This window comes from Nitrospirillum amazonense, assembly GCF_007828045.1.
GTDB classification, from domain to species: Bacteria; Pseudomonadota; Alphaproteobacteria; order Azospirillales; family Azospirillaceae; genus Nitrospirillum; species Nitrospirillum amazonense_C.
Genome location: NZ_VITN01000037.1, coordinates 18,166 through 36,581, shown reverse-complemented (window position 1 = coordinate 36,581; position 18,416 = coordinate 18,166). Strand labels below are relative to the sequence as shown.

Sequence of the window (18,416 nt, the reverse complement as noted above, 5' to 3'; positions counted from 1 at the left end):
ACCGGCTCCTGCCGCAGCTTGCCCAAGAGGTCCCACAGCGCTAGGTCGACGCCGGAGATGGCGTTCACCACCAGGCCTTTGCGGCCGTAATACTGCGTCCCGAAGTACATCTGGTCCCAGATCTTCTCGTACTCGGTGGGGCTGCGGCCTTCCAGGAAGCGGGACAGGTGCTTTTCCACGATGAAGGCGGCGGGCTCGCCGCCGGTGGTGACGGCGAAGCCGACGGTGCCGTCAGTGGCCTCGATCTCCACCACCAGGGTGCCCAGCACGTTGATGCCGAAGCTCTGCCGGCTTTGCCGGTATTCCGGGTACCTGGCCATGGGCGTGGCGATATGGTCGTCGATCCAGTGGCCGTCGCCCTGGTCGTGATAATCCGCACCGCCGCCGCGCACCACATAGGCGCGCACCTGTTTGATGGTGGGGAGGGTCATGGGAACGCTGCTCCTAGGCATGATCGAAGGACATCGGGAGGGGGCTTAGGCCACCATGCCGCGGGCGCGGTAGAAGTAGGTCGGCGTGCAGCTCCAGGCATGGCAGTAGCTGTTGATGTGGATGTCGCCGTAGGGGGAACTCAGCGGCTTGGCCGGGTCATAGACCTCCCAGAAGGTGTCGGCGCCGGCCTTGACCATGCCGCCCCAATAGCTTTCCACCAGGGCCTTGGCGTCCTTGTCCAACCCGCTGTCCAGCATGGCCTCCACCATGTAGTGGTAGAGGTAGGGGGTCACCGGCTTGACCGCGTCGGCGCGGCCGAAGGCCGTCTTCAGCGCGGTGGCGCAGTCCTTGGCCGGCAACACGCCGCCGATGGCCATCCACGCCTGCGAGGCCCAGGACACCTGGCGGTTGGGCCCGCTGACGAAGGCCTTGGCCGACGCGTCCCAATAGCCACGGGCGGCCATGGTCATGCGCTCGATCAGGGCGGGGTAGTCCGCCACCTCCGCCTGCACGCCCAGTTTGCGCGCCAGGTCCAGCGTACGCTTGTGGGCGAAGACCAGCAGGCCTTGGATGGCCGCGTCCTTGTGCAGGTCGGGCGACCAATCGATGAAGATCCAGACGTTGCCCGGGTCGACATAGCGGCCGTCGGCATTGATGCGCTGGCCGATGATCTCCAGCTGGCGCTTGGCCACGGGCCACAGCTCGCGCGCCGTCGCCTCATCGCCCGTGGCTTCCAAGTAGTCCGCCAGGGCCACGTTGAACAGGGCGGCGTAATCGACGATGTGGATGCCGCCGTAGCGCGCCTTGGGCTTCTCATAGACGCAGGCCGCCACCAGCCCGTCCTGCCGGCGGTAGGCCGCGAACAGGTAGAGGCAGCGCTTCACCAGGTCGTTCTGCTTGAAGGTGGCGTAATTGGCCAGGGCCTGCAGGCGCAGGTCGCCCACCCACAGGCGCTGGTCGCGGCGGGGACCGTCCTCGAACGTGGTCTGCATGCAGTCCCGCAGGGTGGCCAGGGCCACGGCGTCAATGCGGCGCGCCAGGTCGGAGTATTTGGACGGCAGCGGCGCGGGTGCCGCCTTGGCGGAGGTCAGGCCGATCGCCTTCACATCCTCGAACCGGATGCTGAAGCCGGAGGAGGTGTCGATGACCTCCACCTTCACATAGCGGAAGGCATAGCGGCGGGGCAGCTGCACGGCCTGGGGCAAATAGTCAATGTTGACGATTTCATCGGGCAGCCAGGCGCCACTCAACATGCCGTTGTAGGGATACAGCGGCTCTGCCACGTCGCTGGGCACCTCGCCGAAGGTCAGGCGCAGGCGGGCGGGGGCGTCGGGCTCGCGCCCCACGGTTTCCAGGCGGAAGGCCAGGTGGCCGGTGCGGTGGCCGCCGAAATCCAGGATGAAGCTGTCACCTTTCTTGAAGGCGCGGCCGGCCAGGCCTTCGCCCTCCGGCTCCATGCGCCAGCGCAAGGGGGCGCTGGGATCGGCAACGGCGCGCACCAGGGCCAGCGGCGGCTGCGCCGTCTCGGTCAGCGCCGGTGTCAGCGCGTCGGCCTTGGCGCCCCAGGCGGCGTTGGGCTCGCCGGCCACGGCGGGCTCGAACTCCTTGGGTTGGGCCTGGGCGGCCTTGGGCGCCACCACGGAAGAGGCGGCGGCCGCCACGGCGGCACCCCCCACGACCAACAGCATTTCCCGGCGATTCATGGTCAGTCGCACGCTCCCTATCAGGCTTGTGGTTCTATGGGATCCGGAGCGTGGCAATGCCCGGGTCCGGCTGGAATGGAAAAGTGCGGGTGCCGCGGAGGATCGTTCGCACCATCGACCGCGACACCCGCCAGGGGAGGAAGTGAATACGGAGATGAGACCGTACGGGTGCTAAGCGCCGCGCGCGATGGAGGATCCGCGCCCGGCGATCGGCCTCACCACTTCTTGGTCAGGCCGATGGAGATGACGCGGCCCAGCGGGGACGCGGCGGTCAGGTCGACACCGGAGATGCCGTTGGTGTTGTAGTAATAGGGCGGGTCGGTATCGAAGACGTTGTTGATGTCCAGCGTCGCCTGGATGCCGCCCATCATGCCCTGGCCGGGGACGTTCCAGGCCAGGTGCAGGTCGGCGGTGGTGAAGCTGTCCACCTTCTGGACACCCAGGCCGCCCGTGCTCGCGTTGCTGTAGCCGTTGGTGTAGTTCACGAAGACACCGGCGGTGTAGGCGTCCAAGGTCCACATCAGGCTGGCGCGGGCCTTGAAGTCGATGGCGTAGTCGGTGTTCAGCAGGGTGTTGATGGACGTGGCGCCCTTCACCTTCTGGTCGAACTGCCACAGCCAAGTGCCGGCAAGCCCGGCCGTGAAGGCGCCCACCCGGCCGGCGTCCCAGCCATAGCTGATGTCGAAGTCGATGCCCTGAATGAACTCGTCGGCGAAGTTCTGGCGCCGCAGGTCGTAGATGGCGGTGGGCAGCTGCGCCGACAGGTCGAAGTTGCCGTCGTGGCGGAAGCCGTTGGTCAGCGCCTGGGCTTGGGCCAGCGTCGGATTGTAGAGGCGATAGGCGTCATAGACCGGGTTCTGCGGCTGGGTGACGGGATTGAAGGTGGGGAAGGTGATGACGTTGTAGTAGTCGATGCGGAAATAGCTGGAACTGACCTTCAGGCCCGGCAGTTCCTTGGGCTTGTAGTCAAAGCCGGCGGAATAGGTGTCCGCCGTTTCCGGCTTCAGCTTGTTGCCGCCCGCCAGGATGATCGAATACTTGTTGGGATCGAAGCTGACGAAGTCGCTGAAGCGGATGGCGCGGGTGTCGATGGCGGTGCCGGCATCCGCCAGGCTGGGCGCGTGGAAGCTGGAACCGAAGCTGCCGCGCAGGGTCAGGCCGTCGAAGGGGGTGTAGGTCAGGCCCACCTTGGGGTTGGTGGTGTCGCCCACGTCGCTGTAGCTGTCGTAGCGGGTGGCCAGCGACAGGTTGACGGCGCGGATGCCGGGCACGGCGTTGCCGTCGCCCACGATGGGCACCGACAGCTCGCCGAACACCGACTTCACGTCCCGTTCCCCGATGGAGGAGAAGGAGGAGACGGCGGCCTCGCTGGCGGTCAGCCAGCTGGCGGGATTGGTCGGGCCCACGCTGTTGCTGGCGGCGAAGCGCTCATGCCGGATGTCGGCGCCCACGGCCGCCTTGATGGTGCCGCCGGGCAGGTCGAACAGGGGGCCGTCCGCCTTGAACAGGCCCTCCTCCAGGAACTGCTCGCCACTGTAGCGGGTCTGGTAGTCGCGCAGGGCGCTGGTCACGGCGGGGCTGTTGGCGGCGCCGATGCCGGTGGGGTTCAGGGTGCCGGCGGCGGCCAGGTCGGTGGCCAGGGTCTGGTTCAGGCCGTTCTGGCGCACGTCGTCGCGCTCGAACCCGAAGTTGCCCACCACCTTGCCCTGCCAGCCGTGGGTCAGGTCGATGTCGGCGCCGACGTTGGCCACCTGGGTGCTGGTGGTGGTGTGGTTCAGGAAGGAGCCGCCGGGGTAATAGGTGACCGTCTCATCCCCACCGCCCAGGCCGGGCACGGGGACATAATAGGGGCTGCTGCCGGGCACGGTGACGGAGAAGCCGCTGTTGTTGGGCGAGGCCTGGGCGGAGGTTGAGCTCATGCGCGTGGTCATGACGCGCCGGCTGTAGATCTCGTTGGCGAACAGCTCGATGCCGTCGGTGATGGCCTGGCGGATGGAGATCAGGCCCTGGTCGCGGTGCTGGTCGGGGTAGAGGTCGTCATCCAGCCGGCCCTCGCACTTGTTGGGCTGGCCCGCCTTCAAGGCGCCGGTGGCCGTCAGGCCATAGGTGACGCCGCCGGCCGTGATGTTGGCGACGGGGCAGTTCTGCACCCGGTTGTCGCCCCAGCCCTTGGAGGTGGCGTTGTCCGACATGTAAGAGCGGCTGCTGGGCTTCAGCTCCGAATTCCCGGAATGCTCATAGTCCAGCAGGATGGAACCGCCATCCCACGTCTTGCCGAACAGCTGGCTGAAGTTCTGCGTGTCGTAGGAATTGCCGAAGCCCGCCTGCAGGTGGGTCTCCGCCCCGTCGTAGTTGCGGCGGGGAATGAAGTTGATGACGCCGGCGACGGCGTCGGAACCATAGATGGAGGAGGCGCCATCGGCGATGACCTCCACCCGTTCCAAGGCGGAAACGGGGATGGCCGACGGGTCGGGGGCCGTCTGGTTGATGCCGGCGCCCGGCAGGCGCAGGCCGTCGAACAGCACCAGGGTCAGGCCGCCGCCGCCGTTGCCCACGCCCACGCCGTGGATGGCGGGCTGGTCGACGAAGTTGGCTTGGCCGAAGCCGGTGTTGCTGCCGGTGGAATTGAAGTTGCCCACCTGCGGAAGGGAGCGCAGCAGTTCCGTCGCCGTGGTCGATCCCGTGGCCACGATGTCGTCGCGCGTCACCGTGCTGACGGCGGAGGAGGGGGCCTGGATGCCACGGATGCTGGTGCCGGTGACGATGATTTCCTCAAGCGGCTCGCCCGTGTCGGCCGCGGTCCCGCCCTGGGCGGTCGCGGGGGCCACCTGGGCCAGTGCCGGGACGCTGGCGGTGCCCAGCAGCAGGGCCAGCGCCGTGGCCAAGGGCGTGACGGTGACATATCGGCACGGGGGGTGACAGCGATGTCCCATTTGAGCTTCTCCCTTTGTATTTTCGTTGTCGTTTGCGTCGAGGCGGGGCAGGCGGTCCCTCTCCGGACTCCCCTGTGGGGAACGCCGGTCGGGTTGCCACCCGCATAGTGGTGATGTGGGATGCCGTGCGCGTGGCCGGCACGCGCCGAAAGCCTCAAGTCCTTGAGGCTCTTAAGCGTTTTGTCCCTGTCTGATCTCTTATGTGCCGGAATGCTATCGCCACCGGCAAGGGGAGTCAAACCATATTGTGCGGTCTATAACCAGAATATGAAATTAACGCCCATCAGTCTCACGGGTGGGGCCGGGTAGGGAACGTCATGACCCGACGATGGATAGCTTGGCGTCGGCCATCGTGATGCGGCTTCCTCAATTTTTGTGATGTCGCAGGTACCTTTCCCGCCTATGCTAGGCGCGACATGCGACCGTGAGTAGTGGAGATGGGTTTCAGATTTCGGGATGAATCTGGAATTGGGGGCCAGCCTGTCCACCGTTAGGGCCAGGACTTGAAAAAAATTCCATTATGCGATACTGGAACCGTTAATATGGCACAATCTAGGAAATCCAGTGACATGGACCCCGATGACGAGATCAAGGGAGCGCCGTCCGGCAGCCAAACCCTGTTCCGTGGGCTGGACGTCATTGACGTGGTGGCGGAGGGGAGCATCGCCCTGCCGGCGTTGTCCGAGCGCCTGGGCCTGACCAAGTCCACCACCCATCGCCTGGCTTCCGCCCTGGTGGAGCGGGGTTACCTCACCTTCGTGGCGCGCGGTGGCTACAGCCTGGGGCCCAAGCTGCTGGAGCTGGGCTGGCTGGCCCAGCAGCAGATGCACCTGCCCAGCCTGGCGCGGCCCCACCTGGAAAGCTTGGCGGCCGCGACGGAGGATACGGTCCACCTGGGCATCCTGGACGGCTTCCAGGCGCTGTACCTGGACAAGGTGCCGGGCCGGCGCCGGGTTGTGATCGGGTCGCGCGTGGGCGAACGCCACCCCATCGCTTCCACGGGCTTGGGCAAGGCCTTGATCCTGGACCACGACGAGGCCGCCTGGCGCGAATTCTACGAGGCGCAAGGCTCCAGCGTCGGCTTGGCCATCTGGCTGGAGCGCATGCGCGCCTATGCCGGCAAGGGCTACGCCTTCGATCTGGAGGAGAACGAGGACCAGATCCGCTGCGTCGCCGCCCCCATTCGGGGGGCGGGTGGCGAGATCGTGGCCGCCATCAGCGTCTCCAGCGCCGCCCAATACATGAGCGATGCCCGCATGGAAGGGCTGACCGCCCAGGTCATGGGCGTGGCGCAGGATATCAGCCGCGAATTGGGGTGGAGCGAGCGGGTGGGCCAGCGCCGGCCGCGTAAGGCCAAGGCCTAGACCCAGAGCGGCTTCACGCCCAGAGAAGGAAAAGCCATGCTGCTTCAAGGGAAGACGGTCCTGATCACCGGCGGGTCGCAGGGGATCGGACGGGCCGCCGCCATCGACTGCGCCCGCGCCGGCGCCGATGTCGCCATCAATTACCTGGGGGAGGAGGGAGAGGCGGCGGAGGTGGTGGCCGCCATCACCGCACTGGGCCGCCGCGCCATCGCCGTGCGCTCCGACGTGGCCGATCCGGAAGCGGCTCCCGCCTTCATCCAGGCGGCGGTGGCGGCGTTCGGGGGCATCGATGTCTTCGTCAGCAACGCCGGCATCTGTCCCTTCCACGCCTTTCTGGACATGCCGGTGGCGGTGCTGGAACGCACCATGCGCGTCAACCTGCACGGGGCCTACTTCATGGTGCAGGCCGCGGCCCAGCGCATGGTGGAACAGGGGCGGGGTGGGGCCATCGTCGCCGTCAGCTCCATCAGCGCGCTGGTCGGGGGTGAGTATCAGACCCACTACACTCCCACCAAGGCGGGCGTGCATTCGCTGATGCAGTCCTGCGCCATCGCGCTCGGTCGCCACGGCATCCGCTGCAATTCCGTTCTGCCCGGCACCATCCAGACCGCCATCAACAAGGACGACCTGGGTGATCCGGAGAAGCGCGCCCGCATGGCCGCGCGCATTCCGCTGGGCCGCCTGGGCGTGCCGGAGGATTTGGCCGGCCCCATCGTCTTTCTGGCCAGCGACATGGCGCGTTACGTCACGGGCGCCGCGCTGCTGGTGGACGGCGGCGCCTTCGTCAATCTTCAATAATCGAGCGTGGGGTCCCCATCACGCGCCGGAATATAGGTGTTCTGCTCTGGGCACTGTCCTGTGCGTGAGCGGTCGTCGAGGACGCGGATGCGCTGTTCACCAGCCCGGATCCCGTCCCCGGCCCTGTCGACTTCGAACAAAACACGGGGGATAGCTTGAGCGAGCGTATCCCTGCGTCATCCAATCCGCCGCCCGAGGCCATGATGCTGTCCGGCCTCGACGGTTTCCTCACGGGGATCGCCATCGGCCCAGGTTGATGTTCATCCACACAACATGATTCATTCACCAGCTGCGTGGGGGGCGGTTCAGCGGCTAAGACGCCGGAGTGCGTTTCAGCCGACTTCGTCCATGCCCTCGCCTCGCTGATTGTTTACGGCCCCTAATGTCCGCCGCGCGGGTGCCCAACGCCGAATGGGTGGCGCCGGTGGGGGCCGGGGCCGCCCCCCCAAGGTGGCGGCATCGCACTCTATCGAGGGCTTCCCTTTTGGCGTCTGTTCACGACCAGGGGAGGGCGCCTGACCCAGTAGAATGGCGGTTTGAGAGGGCGCCAACGGTACGCACTCAGTAGCATTTATAAAATCACCCCATGGTTTATTGTATCAATGGCGAGCGTGTTAATAATATTGAAACATCAAACCATATTGTTGATAACAATCAACAATAAATATCCGAATATTTCAAATAAATCGCCAACCGCGCCGTGATCATAGTCATTCTTGGGGGCTTTCACATGGAAAGATTAAGCGATCATATTTTGCCTGTGTTGCGGACCATGCCCGATGGACCGTTTCGCGGACCGCTGCTAAGGGCTTTCGCAAGCCAGACGCCGGAGTTCGCCGCCATCGAGAATGGCTTCCGCGACCTGACCTCGCGGCGGCATGACGGCGAAACCCTGCGTCGGTTCTTCGCCAGCTGGGGCCAGACCAACAACAGCGCCATGACCGTGGCCGGCATCAGCAACCGCCTGACCTTGAAGCTGCACCGCGGCGAACCGGTGCTGGACCCGCAATCCCTGGTGCAGGCTCTGGTTTCCCTGCATCGCATCATCGACGAAGACTTGGCGGTGACGCACAAGATCCTGCATTCAAAGATGTTCCACATCATGGCGTCCGACATCGTCGGCGATGACGCTTGGCTGCAGACCCGCTACATCGACCGGAACGCCGCCGATTTCAAGACGTGGAAGGACCACATGTCCTTGCGCGAACCCGACATCGCGCTGGGCCTGCTGACCACGTTGGTGCACGAGATCTACACGCATGGTGAGGTCGAGTTCATCCTGCCCCTGTTCAAGCAATGGCTGCTTGAGCATTTCCATTACACGGCAGAAGACACCGCCCGCCCGTTGCGCTGGATCACCGTGCATTGTGGTGGCACCGAGAAGAACCATTTCTTCCACGCGGTGAATGCTCTGACCAACTATGCGCGGGCGGTCGAGGTCGATTGGGATGCCTATGATCTACGCGGGATCGCGGGCCAGTACCTGAAAAAGAAGGCGGACGTCCTGCGGGCTCTGTTCCCCGGCCATGAATGACGGCCGGCGCCCGATCCTGGTCGAGACGAGCGGCGCCGTTGGGGTGAAGGCGCCGCTCCCCATGGTCGGCGGATTGCGCCATGGAGAGGTTTGCTCCGACCGCGTGGTCGCGCTTCCGGGGGCGTACCGGGACCAGATGCGCACGCTGGCCGGCCTGCTCGACGTGGCCTTGCGGGCCGTGGTGCGGCGGTATTTTCTCGATGCCCGCATCCGGGCCATCTATTCCCTTCCGTCCGATTTGGAAAACATCCTGCGGCTGGCCGCGCCCACGCCCTATCGCGTGGGCTGGTATCGGCCCGATTTCATCCTGGACCGGGACGGAACGGCGCGCATCTGTGAGATCGGTGCGCGCTATCCGCTGAACGGCTGGATGGTCAGCCGCGCCTGGTCGCGGGGACAGGCGGATTTTTGGGACGACCTGTGCGCACCCTATGAACCGGGAAACACCGTGGCGCTGGTGCATGCCCAGGAACCCAGTGGCGAGATCGATTGCTTGTCAGAGCATCTGGGTCATGCCGGCGTCGGCTTTGTCGCCGTGCGGCCAGGGGACGTGAGCGTGCGTGCGGGGGCGCTGCACGCCCAGGGACGCAGGCTGGATCATCTGATCCTGCAACTGGACCGGAACGAGTTGCCGATGCTGGCGCCTGACGTCCTGGCCCATCTCATCGCCCGTGGCGCCTATTTCAACGACGTGCGCACCGTCATCCTGGTGCATGACAAGCGCGTGCTGACGGTCTTGTCCGACGCGGCCATCATGCACGACGCGATGCCGGCGGATCTGTACGCGCGGTTGCGCCCCCACCTGATCGCCTCGGTTTGCGCCCGCTCGCCAGACGACGCCGAACGGTTGCTGCGCCAAGAGGGGAATTGGATCGCCAAGCCAAGCAGCGGGGGGCGCGGCATCGGCGCGCTGGTGCGCTCGGCCTGCGGCGAGGCGGATTGGGCTGACCGGGTGAGGCGCGATTGGCCCCACCTCATGTTCCAGCCCTATCTGGAACAACTGGACTTCATGGATCCGGATTTCGCCGACCCCATCCATATGGTGGGCATGCTGCTGTGCCGCGATGCCGTGTGCTACGGCAATGGCATGTTCCGCGGCTCGAACGACGCGGTGATCAATCTGCATCAGCAGCGGGGCAAGCTCTATCGGTGCGAGGCGGTGCCATGAGCCTTTCGGTCGTCATTCCGCTGTACAACAAGGAAGATTACATCGAAGAGGCCCTGGCCTCCCTGGCGCGTCAAACGCATTTGCCCCACGAAGTGATCGTGGTGGACGACGCCTCGACCGACGGTGGCGCCGCGCGGGCGGAAAACGGCCTGCGTTGCCTGGCCCAGCGGGGCGTCGCACGCACCGAATTGCTGCGCCTGCCTGTCAACGGCGGTCCCAGCGCTGCACGCAATCGCGGACTGGAGCGTGCGGCCGGCACGGTGCTGGCGTTCCTGGACGCTGATGACCGTTGGCGCGATGACTGTTGCAGCGAAATCCTGCGCTGCATGCAAGGCCACGCCCTGGAACTGCTGGTTCTGGGGTTCGATGCGCCCTCCCACGGTGATTATTTTCCGGACATGGACGCCTTGCGGGACGAGGTCGTACCGCTGGAAGGGGCGTTGCATCGGTTGCCTCGAGTGACCGCCAGCGCCAGCCATCTGGACTTTTTCATGGGGCGGGCCAGCAACGTGGCCGTTCGGCGTGGCGCCATCGGCGAAGAGCGCTTCGCGGAAGGCCGGCATGTCAATGAGAACATCGACTTCTGGTACCGGGTTGCCAAGGGCATCGTCAAAAGCGGTGGCGCCATGGCGCCGGTGGGGCTGCTGGCTGAGCCGGTGATCCGTTACCGGATCCTGCCGGACAGCCTGTCCCACCGGCGGTGTCAGGACTGGCGCCAGTTGCAAATCCCGCCCAGCCTGGAGCGCTTCCGCCACAGCGACGATGCCGACGACCGCCGGCTGTGCCGCACGTTGGGGCGCCGTTGGCTGACCTTCGCCATGGAAAGCCTGCCGGACCAGGCGCAGCGCGACGCGTTCTGCGGCGCCCATGGCGCTCTGCTGGCGTACTTCGATATCGACCTGCCATTGTTATGGAGGGCGGCATGAGCCCGGATTCCGGCTGGATCGAGCCGATAGGCGGCGATAGCCACGCCTTGGACGCCATGATGGCGCAGGCCTTCGACAGGGCACGCCGTCATCCCTTCTGGCGCCACCTCTACCGGGACGGCGGACATTGGCGTGACGCGCCCGTATGCCAGAAAAGCGACTTGCTGGCGGCGTTGGACGGTTTCTCCCCCGCCGGCGAGGACCGGGGGATCTACCTTGTGCGTTCCGGCGGCAGCGCCGGCGGCGGCCCCCTGATCTTCCCCGTCGATATCGCGGAAAACCACGCCCAGCGGCAGGCGCTGGCCGGGCACTTGCTGGCCCGGGGCGTGTTCACGCCCCATTCGGTGGTGCTGAACCTCTTCGCCTACACCGGCCTCTATCGCACGGCGGCCATCGTGGATGACCTGCTGGAGCGGTGCTATGCCACCACCTTGCCCATGAGCGCGCAGTCCCCGTACAGCGACATGCGGGCGGCGGCGGCGCTGTTCCAGCCGACCCATCTGGCCGGTACGCCGTCCGTCCTGACCTTGTTCGCCAACTGGTGCGAGGAGGCCGGCCAGCCTTTACCCCAAATTCCGCAGCTGCTGTATGCGGGCGAACTGATGCGTGACAGTGTGCGTGAGCGTCTGTGCCGCACTTTCGACATCCGCCAGATCTGGTCCCTGTACGGTGCGGCCGAAACCGGCATCTGGGCGGTCTGCGACGCCACCGCCACGCCTGGGCTGTTCAGCATCCTGCCGCGCATTGTGGTGGAGATCGCCTCACCGGACGCGGACGGGTTCGGGGAAATCGTGGTGACCAACACCTGGCGCGAGCGGTTTCCGCTGTTCCGCTACAGCCAGGGCGATGTCGGCCGCATCGTGATCCGCGACGGTGAGCGCATGCTGGAGGTTCGGGGCCGGCGGCCGCGCACCTTCCGATTTTACGAAATAAGCTATGACGATAGCGGTTTTCCCACCGTGGCCGAGGGTTGTGCCGCCTGGCAGGCGGTCCTGGATCTGGGCGCCGGCGGCTGCGACCGGCTGGGCCTTCATGTCGTTTGCGACGATCCGGCGATCCTGCCCGTCGTCGCCGAGCGCTTGCGCCGGCACATGAAACAGGATGAGGGCGGCGACACGACCTACGTGCGTGCGGTGACCCTCGCCGATCTTCATATCGACCCCACGACCGCCAAGACGGCGACGCTTATCGACCGGCGCCGCTGAACTTCCAGGGGACACCTCCATGGAAAAGCTGGGTAATCTTCTCGTCTACGAATGGAACTCATGGCGCGGCTATCTCATCAGTCATCTGGCGGGTGCGCACTGCGCGGCGCAATGGGATGACGAATGGACTGTGCTGGATGCCGCCTGCGGCCCCGGCATCGACACGGTGCTGTTTCATCACTGCCTGTCGCACGCCGCCCTGTTCCCGCGCCAACGCCCCGCTTTTGAGCGGGAGCTGGCGCGGCGGGGGATCCGGGTGCTCAACGCCGGCCTGGCGGACATGCGCAAGCGCACGCTGCACGGCATGCTGGACCGTGCCGGCCTCAGAAGCGCACGGGCGGCCCGCCAGGGGCCGGACGACCAGTTCCTGTTCATCAAGACGGACCTGAACTATGGCGGCAAGGCGGAGCGGGCGCTGCCCGCCGAGTTGCAGCCGCTGTTTTCCGCCGCGGCCGACTGCCCCATCCGCGGCTGGGACGACTATCGCCTGATGCGCCGCGATGAAGTGGAGCCCGGCTGGTGGGACAACCCGGATCTGGTCATCGAGAATTTCATCGCCCATGACGACACCCTGTACCGCGTCTATGGCTGCGGCGACGCCCTGGTGTGCATCCGGGCGCACAGCCCCGACCTGATCAAGAAAGAGGATGAGCGGCCGGAGGATGGCTGGGTCTGCATCGATCGCCGGCAATTGACCCCGGCCATCGGCGACCACGGCGGCTTTCCCCGGGATTTATGGCGGCAGCTCGCCGGCTTCGTCGCCCAATATCCTTTCGATTACTTCTGCCTTGACGTCATCCATGACGGCATGCGGCACACCATCATCGACCTGAACCTGACGCCCTATTACGCCCCGCACCCGCCCAAGGCGGGGTGGTTCGTGTTCCTGCGACGCGGCCTGCGGGAGCTGACCGCCGGCCGCCCCACCCTGATGGAGGCCGCCCGATGAAGACCGTGTCCGTCCTGATCGCCGCCTTTCGCGCGCGCCCCTGGCTGGGCGACTGCCTCGACGCCGTGTTCGCGCAAGCGCTCCCCCCCGGCTGGCGCCTGCAGGTGCTGCTGGGCGTGGATGGCTGCGACGACACGCTGGACTATGTCAGGACGGCGCCGTACCCGACCCTGCAGGTCGTGCACCTGCCGCGTAATCGCGGCACCTACGTCACCTTCAACACCCTGATGCCCTATGCCGAAGGCGACCTCATCGCCCGCTTCGACGCCGATGACGTGATGCTGTCCGACTATCTGGCGGAGCATATCGAGGTGCTGGAGGGCGGCGTGGACCTCAGCATGTCGTGGAGCGTGTACACGGACGAGAAATTGCGGCCGACCGCCATCGTGCCGGCCTTGCCGGACTACCGCCCCCAGGACGGGCAGCGGCGCAAGGGGACGGACGGCCAGTTCGTCGCCAGGCGGCACATCTGGGACAGCCTGGGCGCCTTCCGCGCCTGGCCCTGCGGCGCCGATACCGAGTTTGTGATCCGCGCGCAGGCCGCCGGCTTCCGCACCACGGTCCTGGAGAAGTTCCTCTACCTGCGCCGCACCCACGGCGCGTCGCTTACCACCCATGCCGCGACGAATTACGAGTCCGACATGCGCCTGCGCCTGCAGGCGCTGACCATTCAGTACCGCGACGACTATGCCGCCGGCACCCGGCCGGTGGCCGTCGAGGCAGAGGTCGAACCGGCGGCCCTCCTGCTTCGGTGCGCCGATTCGGGCCTGCGCGTGGCGTCCTGATCCCCCCACCCCGGAACCTGCGTGAGGCGGATGATATTCGCGAATGAGCTACGTCCTTAGAATAGTTTTGTCGCTGGGGTTGTAATATGCGGTTATACTCACGCCCATCGCGTAGGGGGTGTGACCGCAAGCCCCTTCGAAAAGTTGATGTAACAAGAAGGGGAGCTGTCTTTTACGACAGCGATGGGCTGCCCGTGAAGGTGAAGCGCTTCCAATTCGGCGACTGGCAGGTGGATGCGCAGGCCTGCGTCCTGTGGCGCGAGGATGCTGCGGCACAGCTGCAGGTCGAGCCGCGCGCCATAGACGTCCTGCTGGCCCTGTGCCTGCACGCCGGCAAGATCCTGAGCGCTGACGACCTGCTGCACCAGTGCTGGGACGGTATCGCCGTGGGCGAGAACCAGGTGCACAAGGCCGTCGCCCAGCTGCGCAAGGTCCTGGGCGACAGCGCGACCGCCCCGCGCTACATTGAGAACATCCGCAAGCGCGGCTATCGCACCGTCGCCCCCGTGATCCTGGCGCCGCACCGGGAGGCCGAGCCGTCGGCGGAAGTCTGGGGGCGGGAGTCGCCCTATGTCGGCCTGGAGCCTTTCGGGGCGGCCCATGCGTCGGTGTTTTTCGGGCGCGACGCGGCCGTTGCCCGCCTGCGCGATGTCCTGGCGGACCAGGCGGCGGCAGGCAGGGCCTTCGTCCTCATCCTGGGCGCCAGCGGCAGCGGCAAGACCTCCCTGGTCCAGGCCGGGCTGGTGCCGGCCCTGACGCGCACGGGTGCCGGCCTCCGGGTGGCGGGCGCCACCGTTCTGGATCTGGGCGCCATCGGCGCTGTGCCGCTGCCCACGGCGCTGGGCGGCGCCCTGCTGGACCTGGATTGGGAGGGTGAGCCCCTGTATGCCGGCTGCAGTGCCGAGCATCTGGGCCAGAGCCTGATCGAAGAGGGCCAGGGCGCCAGGGACGGCGTCCCGCCCGTCGATGGAACGGCCCCCGGGGCCCGTTTCATTCTGTTCGTCGATCGACTGGAGGTGCTGTTCAGTGGCGCCTTCGCCAGCGGTCTGCAGCGGCGACAGTTCCTGACCGCGCTCGACCGCTTGGCGCGGGGCGGCCAGGTCATGGTCATCGCCGCCTGCCGCAACGACTTCTATCCCGAGGTGGCGAAAGAGCCGCTGTTGATGACGGCCAAGGAGGCGGGCGGCCATTTCGATCTGGCGCCGCCCAGCCGGGCGGAAATCGGCCAGATGATCCGCCTGCCGGCCGAGATCGCCGGCCTCAGCTTCGGCGGGGATCCGGATGGCAATGAGCGTCTGGACGATTTGCTGTGCGATGCCGCGGCGAACAGCCCGGACGCCCTGCCGCTGCTGCAATACACGCTGCAGCAGCTCTACCTGCTGCGCAGCCCGGCGCGTGAACTGTCCCTGGTGGCCTATCGCGGCCTGGGCGGTATCGAGGGGGCGATCGGCCAGCGGGCGGAGACGACATTGGCTGGCCTGCCTGCCGGTGCCCAGGCGGCGCTGTCCCGCATCTTCTCCGTCATCGTCGCCGTCAGTGCCGTCGACGATACCGTGCGCGGCCTGCAGGCCCCCTGGTCGGACCTGGCGACCGATGACGAGCGGGCCTTGGTCCAGGCCCTGGTGGATGAGCGGCTGTTCGTCAGCCGGGCGTCGGAGACGCAGGCTGTCTTCGGCGTCGCGCATGAGGCCTTGTTGCGGCAGTGGCCCCGCGCCGTGGCCTGGATCGCCGAGCATCGCCAGGCCCTGCGCGCCCGCAGCCAGTTGGAAGGGCTGGCCCGGCAATGGGCGGCGGAAGGCCGCCGTGCCGACCGCCTGCTGCGGCCGGGCAAGCCGCTGGAAGAGGCGCGGGATCTGGTGGGCAAGGGCATCGTCCCCGTCGGTGCCGAGGTGAAGGCCCTGGTGGCCGCCTCCGGCCGCCACGCCAAGCGGGCCGACCGCCTGCGCCTGGGTGTCCTGGTCGGCGTCGCCGCCATTGCCCTGGTCGCTGCCTTCCTGGGCCTGCGCGCCAGCCGGGCGGAGAAGGTGGCGGCCCTGCGCCTGCAGGAGGCGGAGGATCTGGCCGACTATATGCTGGACGATCTGGCGGAAAAGCTGCGGCCGCTGGGCCGCCTGGACCTGCTGGACGGCGTGGCGCAGAAGGCGCTGGGCTACCTCACCACCGACGACCCCGGCCGCATCCCCGGCGCCGCCCGCCTGCGCCAGGCCAAGGCGCTGCAAACCCTGGCGGACGTGGACCGCTCCCGCGGCAATGTCGATGCCGCGCTGAAGGCCCTGACCCAGGCGGAGACCTTGCTGCGGGCCAACTTGGCGGAAGGGGCAGTGGATGCGGAGACGCTGAAGGTCTCGGGTACGGTCGCCTTCTGGTTCGGCCAGATTGCCCTGGACCAGGGACACCTGGACGAGACATTGCGTCGTTTCATTCAATATCGAGACTTCGCCCAACGCCGGATGAACGCCCAGCCCGGCGAGTCGGATGCCTGGATTGAATTGTCTTATGCGCTCAGCAGCTTGAGCGCCGTCCAATTGCGGGAAGGGAACGGGGATGCCGCCGCGGACAATCTCAGCGCGTCGATCGCGCTGAAGCACCGGGCCCTGGCGGCCCAGCCGGAGAATGTGTCCCTGCTGGCGGAATTGGCAAACAGCCTTTCCCTGCTGGCCGATGCGCAGGCTGAGCGAGGCCGGCTGGAGGCGGCGACCGATCTTTATGATCAGCAGCGTGACGTATTGGACGACGTACGCCGCCGTCAACCCGATGCGCCGGTTTGGGCGTTCCGGCTGGCGACCGCTGACCGGTTGAAGAGTGCCCTCCTGCAGGCTCAAGGCAAGACGGAACTGGCGCTCGGCGCCCTGGATCGGGCGACGCAGCAAATTGACGATGCCCTGCGCAAGGAGCCGGAGAACCGCCGTTGGCAGGTCATCCGAACAGAAATCCTTTTGCTGAAAGCGCGGGCGGAGTTGGCCCTGGGGAGGGTCTCAAACGCGTTACCGGACATTCTCGGCATTGAGGTCAAGATCAACCAGCTGCTCCACGTCAATCCAACGGACGATTTGGCGCAGCGCCAGAAGGCCCAAGTCCTGCTGCTTCACAGCTACGCCTTGATGGCGGGGGGAGACTTGGAGGCCGCAAAGCAGAAAATCGACGAAGCCGCCGGCATTGCTCGGACGTCGGTGGATCGTGACCGGCAGGACAAGCTTCGCTCCATCCTTCTCTCCAAGACCTTGTTGGCCAATGCCGAGATCGCCCTGAGACAGGGCGCCGACGCGGCCGCCAGGCAGGCCTGCCTGGACGCGGCAGGCGTCCTTCGAGGCATCGCCCCCTCAAGCAGTGATTTCCGCATCCTCGACCCCTGGGTCCGCGCCAACCGGTGCGCTGGGGACGAAGAAGGGATGGCCGGGGCGGCCGCCCAGTTTCTCGATCGTATAGGCTATCGAGATGTTGAATATCTTAAATCCCTAACCAGTAATAAGGAGTAAGGAAATGACATTCCCGCCTGGAAGAATAGAAATTAATGTCCGGATAGAGGAAATTTCCACTGGCAACTACATCTGGTATTATAATGACCTTGCAGGGGGGGACCTATCCATACGCGTGCCAAGTCATGTTGGTCAGATAGTGTTTCGTCTCGACGTTGACTCGGCCCGGCAGTACGTCTTCGATCCCCCCGATATTGAGCCAGTGGGCGGCTGTAAGGACCTGACTACCCATCCGGCCAGGGTCAGGCCCGATCATGTCATCGTGTATGATGATCAGCAGAATTGCGAGTATGTCACCGTTGGCAAGGTTTTCCTCAACGTCCAACATGTGTTGAGTGGGCTTGGCGATCCCGTCACTCCGGTGAAGCTGAGGTCGACGGATCCGGAGGTAACCAATACCGGCGGCATCACCGACCCGCCCCCAAGGCGGTCGATCTGACGTGAATGGCGGCCCGGGCTTCCCCAAGCCTGGGCCGTTTTTCTTCCGGACAGGCAGGCCGTCTATTGGAGCTATTCCTTATGTATATCAATAGGTTAAATTCCGGAAGGATAACAGAAGGAAGAATTCTTCCGGTCACTGGCAGGGTGTGTGGGCTGTTGGCGCGGGGGGCGTCACGGCGACGACAACCCACCCATGGGCCAGCACATCATGAACCGCTATACCACCCGGGAACGCCAAGTCCTGGACCTGACCGGACAGGGCCTGAGCAGTTCGCAGATCGCCGCCACGCTGGGCGCCTCGGAACTGACCATCCGCAAGCACCGCTCCAACATCATGCGCAAGGCTGGGCTGACGTCCACCGCCCAACTGATCGCCTACGCCCGGGGTGTCACCGCGCCGCAACTGCCGCCGCCACCGTTGGCCTGGGATGTCCTGGGGCGGCGCGAAGCGGAGGTGGTGCGCTACGTCGCGGCCGGCCTTACCAGCAAGGAAATCGCCCGCCTCATTGATATCAGCCCGCGCACCGTCCAGAAGCATCGGGAACGCGCGGGTGAAAAGTTGGGGGTGCATACACTTCAGGAAATCATCATCCGGGCCCAGTCGTCGCCGGATGTCCGGTCCGGCAATCAGCTCGGACCTTCGCATGGCGAAGGCGGAAGCGCCCTGAACTGTGGCTCCGTCTGTCGGGCGTGAATCAATAC

Annotated in this window: 13 protein-coding genes and 1 pseudogene; 11 read left to right on the top strand and 3 right to left on the bottom strand. The window is 66.0% G+C overall.

The features are described from left to right. The 3 genes and pseudogenes from FBZ89_RS29205 to FBZ89_RS29195 form a co-directional block, all read right to left on the bottom strand. Positions 1-431 (bottom strand): annotated as a pseudogene (locus FBZ89_RS29205) (L-rhamnonate dehydratase); the annotation flags it as partial. A 45-nt stretch (positions 432-476) separates the two neighbouring features. Continuing rightward, positions 477-2,135, bottom strand: a complete 1,659-nt coding sequence (locus FBZ89_RS29200) for an alpha-L-rhamnosidase-related protein (protein WP_281292056.1) — start codon at positions 2,133-2,135, stop codon at positions 477-479. A gap of 215 nt (positions 2,136-2,350) precedes the next feature. Beyond that, complete coding sequence (locus FBZ89_RS29195) at positions 2,351-5,068, bottom strand: TonB-dependent receptor plug domain-containing protein (RefSeq protein WP_145754473.1); 2,718 nt, start codon at positions 5,066-5,068, stop codon at positions 2,351-2,353. Positions 5,069-5,637: 569 nt separating this feature from the next. Here FBZ89_RS29195 and FBZ89_RS32000 point away from each other — a divergent pair. The 11 genes from FBZ89_RS32000 to FBZ89_RS29140 all read left to right on the top strand — a co-directional run bounded on the left by FBZ89_RS32000 (position 5,638) and on the right by FBZ89_RS29140 (position 18,408). Continuing rightward, positions 5,638-6,432, top strand: coding sequence for an IclR family transcriptional regulator (locus tag FBZ89_RS32000; protein ID WP_281292055.1), 795 nt, complete (start codon positions 5,638-5,640; stop codon positions 6,430-6,432). A 36-nt stretch (positions 6,433-6,468) separates the two neighbouring features. Next, positions 6,469-7,230 carry an L-rhamnose 1-dehydrogenase Lra1 gene (lra1, locus tag FBZ89_RS29185; RefSeq protein WP_145754471.1) on the top strand — a complete coding sequence of 254 codons (762 nt, stop codon included), beginning with the start codon at positions 6,469-6,471 and terminating at the stop codon, positions 7,228-7,230. 772 nt (positions 7,231-8,002) lie between these two features. Next, the gene (locus FBZ89_RS29180; RefSeq protein WP_145754469.1) at positions 8,003-8,764 is read left to right on the top strand and encodes a hypothetical protein; all 762 of its coding nucleotides are present in this window, start codon (positions 8,003-8,005) and stop codon (positions 8,762-8,764) included. Between the two features lie 103 nt (positions 8,765-8,867). Beyond that, the gene (locus FBZ89_RS29175; protein WP_145754468.1) at positions 8,868-9,932 is read left to right on the top strand and encodes a hypothetical protein; all 1,065 of its coding nucleotides are present in this window, start codon (positions 8,868-8,870) and stop codon (positions 9,930-9,932) included. Beyond that, entirely contained in the window at positions 9,929-10,858 is a 930-nt protein-coding gene (locus FBZ89_RS29170; RefSeq protein ID WP_145754466.1) for a glycosyltransferase family 2 protein, read from the top strand. Before FBZ89_RS29175 ends, FBZ89_RS29170 begins: the two co-directional genes overlap by 4 nt. Further along, positions 10,855-12,063 carry a phenylacetate--CoA ligase family protein gene (locus tag FBZ89_RS29165; RefSeq protein ID WP_186457647.1) on the top strand — a complete coding sequence of 403 codons (1,209 nt, stop codon included), beginning with the start codon at positions 10,855-10,857 and terminating at the stop codon, positions 12,061-12,063. The genes FBZ89_RS29170 and FBZ89_RS29165 overlap by 4 nt, the downstream gene beginning before the upstream one ends. Positions 12,064-12,082: 19 nt before the next feature. Continuing rightward, positions 12,083-13,012, top strand: a complete 930-nt coding sequence (locus tag FBZ89_RS29160) for a hypothetical protein (protein WP_145754463.1) — start codon at positions 12,083-12,085, stop codon at positions 13,010-13,012. After that, on the top strand, positions 13,009-13,797 hold the full coding sequence (locus FBZ89_RS29155) for a glycosyltransferase family 2 protein (RefSeq protein WP_145754461.1): 789 nt from the start codon (positions 13,009-13,011) through the stop codon (positions 13,795-13,797). Before FBZ89_RS29160 ends, FBZ89_RS29155 begins: the two co-directional genes overlap by 4 nt. Before the next feature lie 200 nt (positions 13,798-13,997). Then, the gene (locus FBZ89_RS29150; protein WP_186457646.1) at positions 13,998-17,273 is read left to right on the top strand and encodes an nSTAND1 domain-containing NTPase; all 3,276 of its coding nucleotides are present in this window, start codon (positions 13,998-14,000) and stop codon (positions 17,271-17,273) included. A 4-nt stretch (positions 17,274-17,277) separates the two neighbouring features. Further along, positions 17,278-17,712, top strand: a complete 435-nt coding sequence (locus FBZ89_RS29145; RefSeq protein WP_145754458.1) for a hypothetical protein — start codon at positions 17,278-17,280, stop codon at positions 17,710-17,712. Positions 17,713-17,907: 195 nt separating this feature from the next. Beyond that, positions 17,908-18,408 carry a response regulator transcription factor gene (locus FBZ89_RS29140; RefSeq protein ID WP_145754456.1) on the top strand — a complete coding sequence of 167 codons (501 nt, stop codon included), beginning with the start codon at positions 17,908-17,910 and terminating at the stop codon, positions 18,406-18,408. Positions 18,409-18,416 lie beyond the last annotated feature (8 nt).

Excerpts from the sequence above, each read along its gene's own strand:
- FBZ89_RS29200 (WP_281292056.1), bottom strand. The coding sequence starts at position 2,135 with ATGAATCGCCGGGAAATGCTGTTGGTCGTGGGGGGTGCCGCCGTGGCG.
- FBZ89_RS29195 (WP_145754473.1), bottom strand. The coding sequence starts at position 5,068 with ATGGGACATCGCTGTCACCCCCCGTGCCGATATGTCACCGTCACGCCC.
- FBZ89_RS32000 (WP_281292055.1), top strand. The coding sequence starts at position 5,638 with ATGGACCCCGATGACGAGATCAAGGGAGCGCCGTCCGGCAGCCAAACC.
- lra1 (WP_145754471.1), top strand. The coding sequence starts at position 6,469 with ATGCTGCTTCAAGGGAAGACGGTCCTGATCACCGGCGGGTCGCAGGGG.
- FBZ89_RS29180 (WP_145754469.1), top strand. The coding sequence starts at position 8,003 with ATGCCCGATGGACCGTTTCGCGGACCGCTGCTAAGGGCTTTCGCAAGC.
- FBZ89_RS29170 (WP_145754466.1), top strand. The coding sequence starts at position 9,929 with ATGAGCCTTTCGGTCGTCATTCCGCTGTACAACAAGGAAGATTACATC.
- FBZ89_RS29165 (WP_186457647.1), top strand. The coding sequence starts at position 10,855 with ATGAGCCCGGATTCCGGCTGGATCGAGCCGATAGGCGGCGATAGCCAC.
- FBZ89_RS29160 (WP_145754463.1), top strand. The coding sequence starts at position 12,083 with ATGGAAAAGCTGGGTAATCTTCTCGTCTACGAATGGAACTCATGGCGC.
- FBZ89_RS29155 (WP_145754461.1), top strand. The coding sequence starts at position 13,009 with ATGAAGACCGTGTCCGTCCTGATCGCCGCCTTTCGCGCGCGCCCCTGG.
- FBZ89_RS29145 (WP_145754458.1), top strand. The coding sequence starts at position 17,278 with ATGACATTCCCGCCTGGAAGAATAGAAATTAATGTCCGGATAGAGGAA.
- FBZ89_RS29140 (WP_145754456.1), top strand. The coding sequence starts at position 17,908 with ATGGGCCAGCACATCATGAACCGCTATACCACCCGGGAACGCCAAGTC.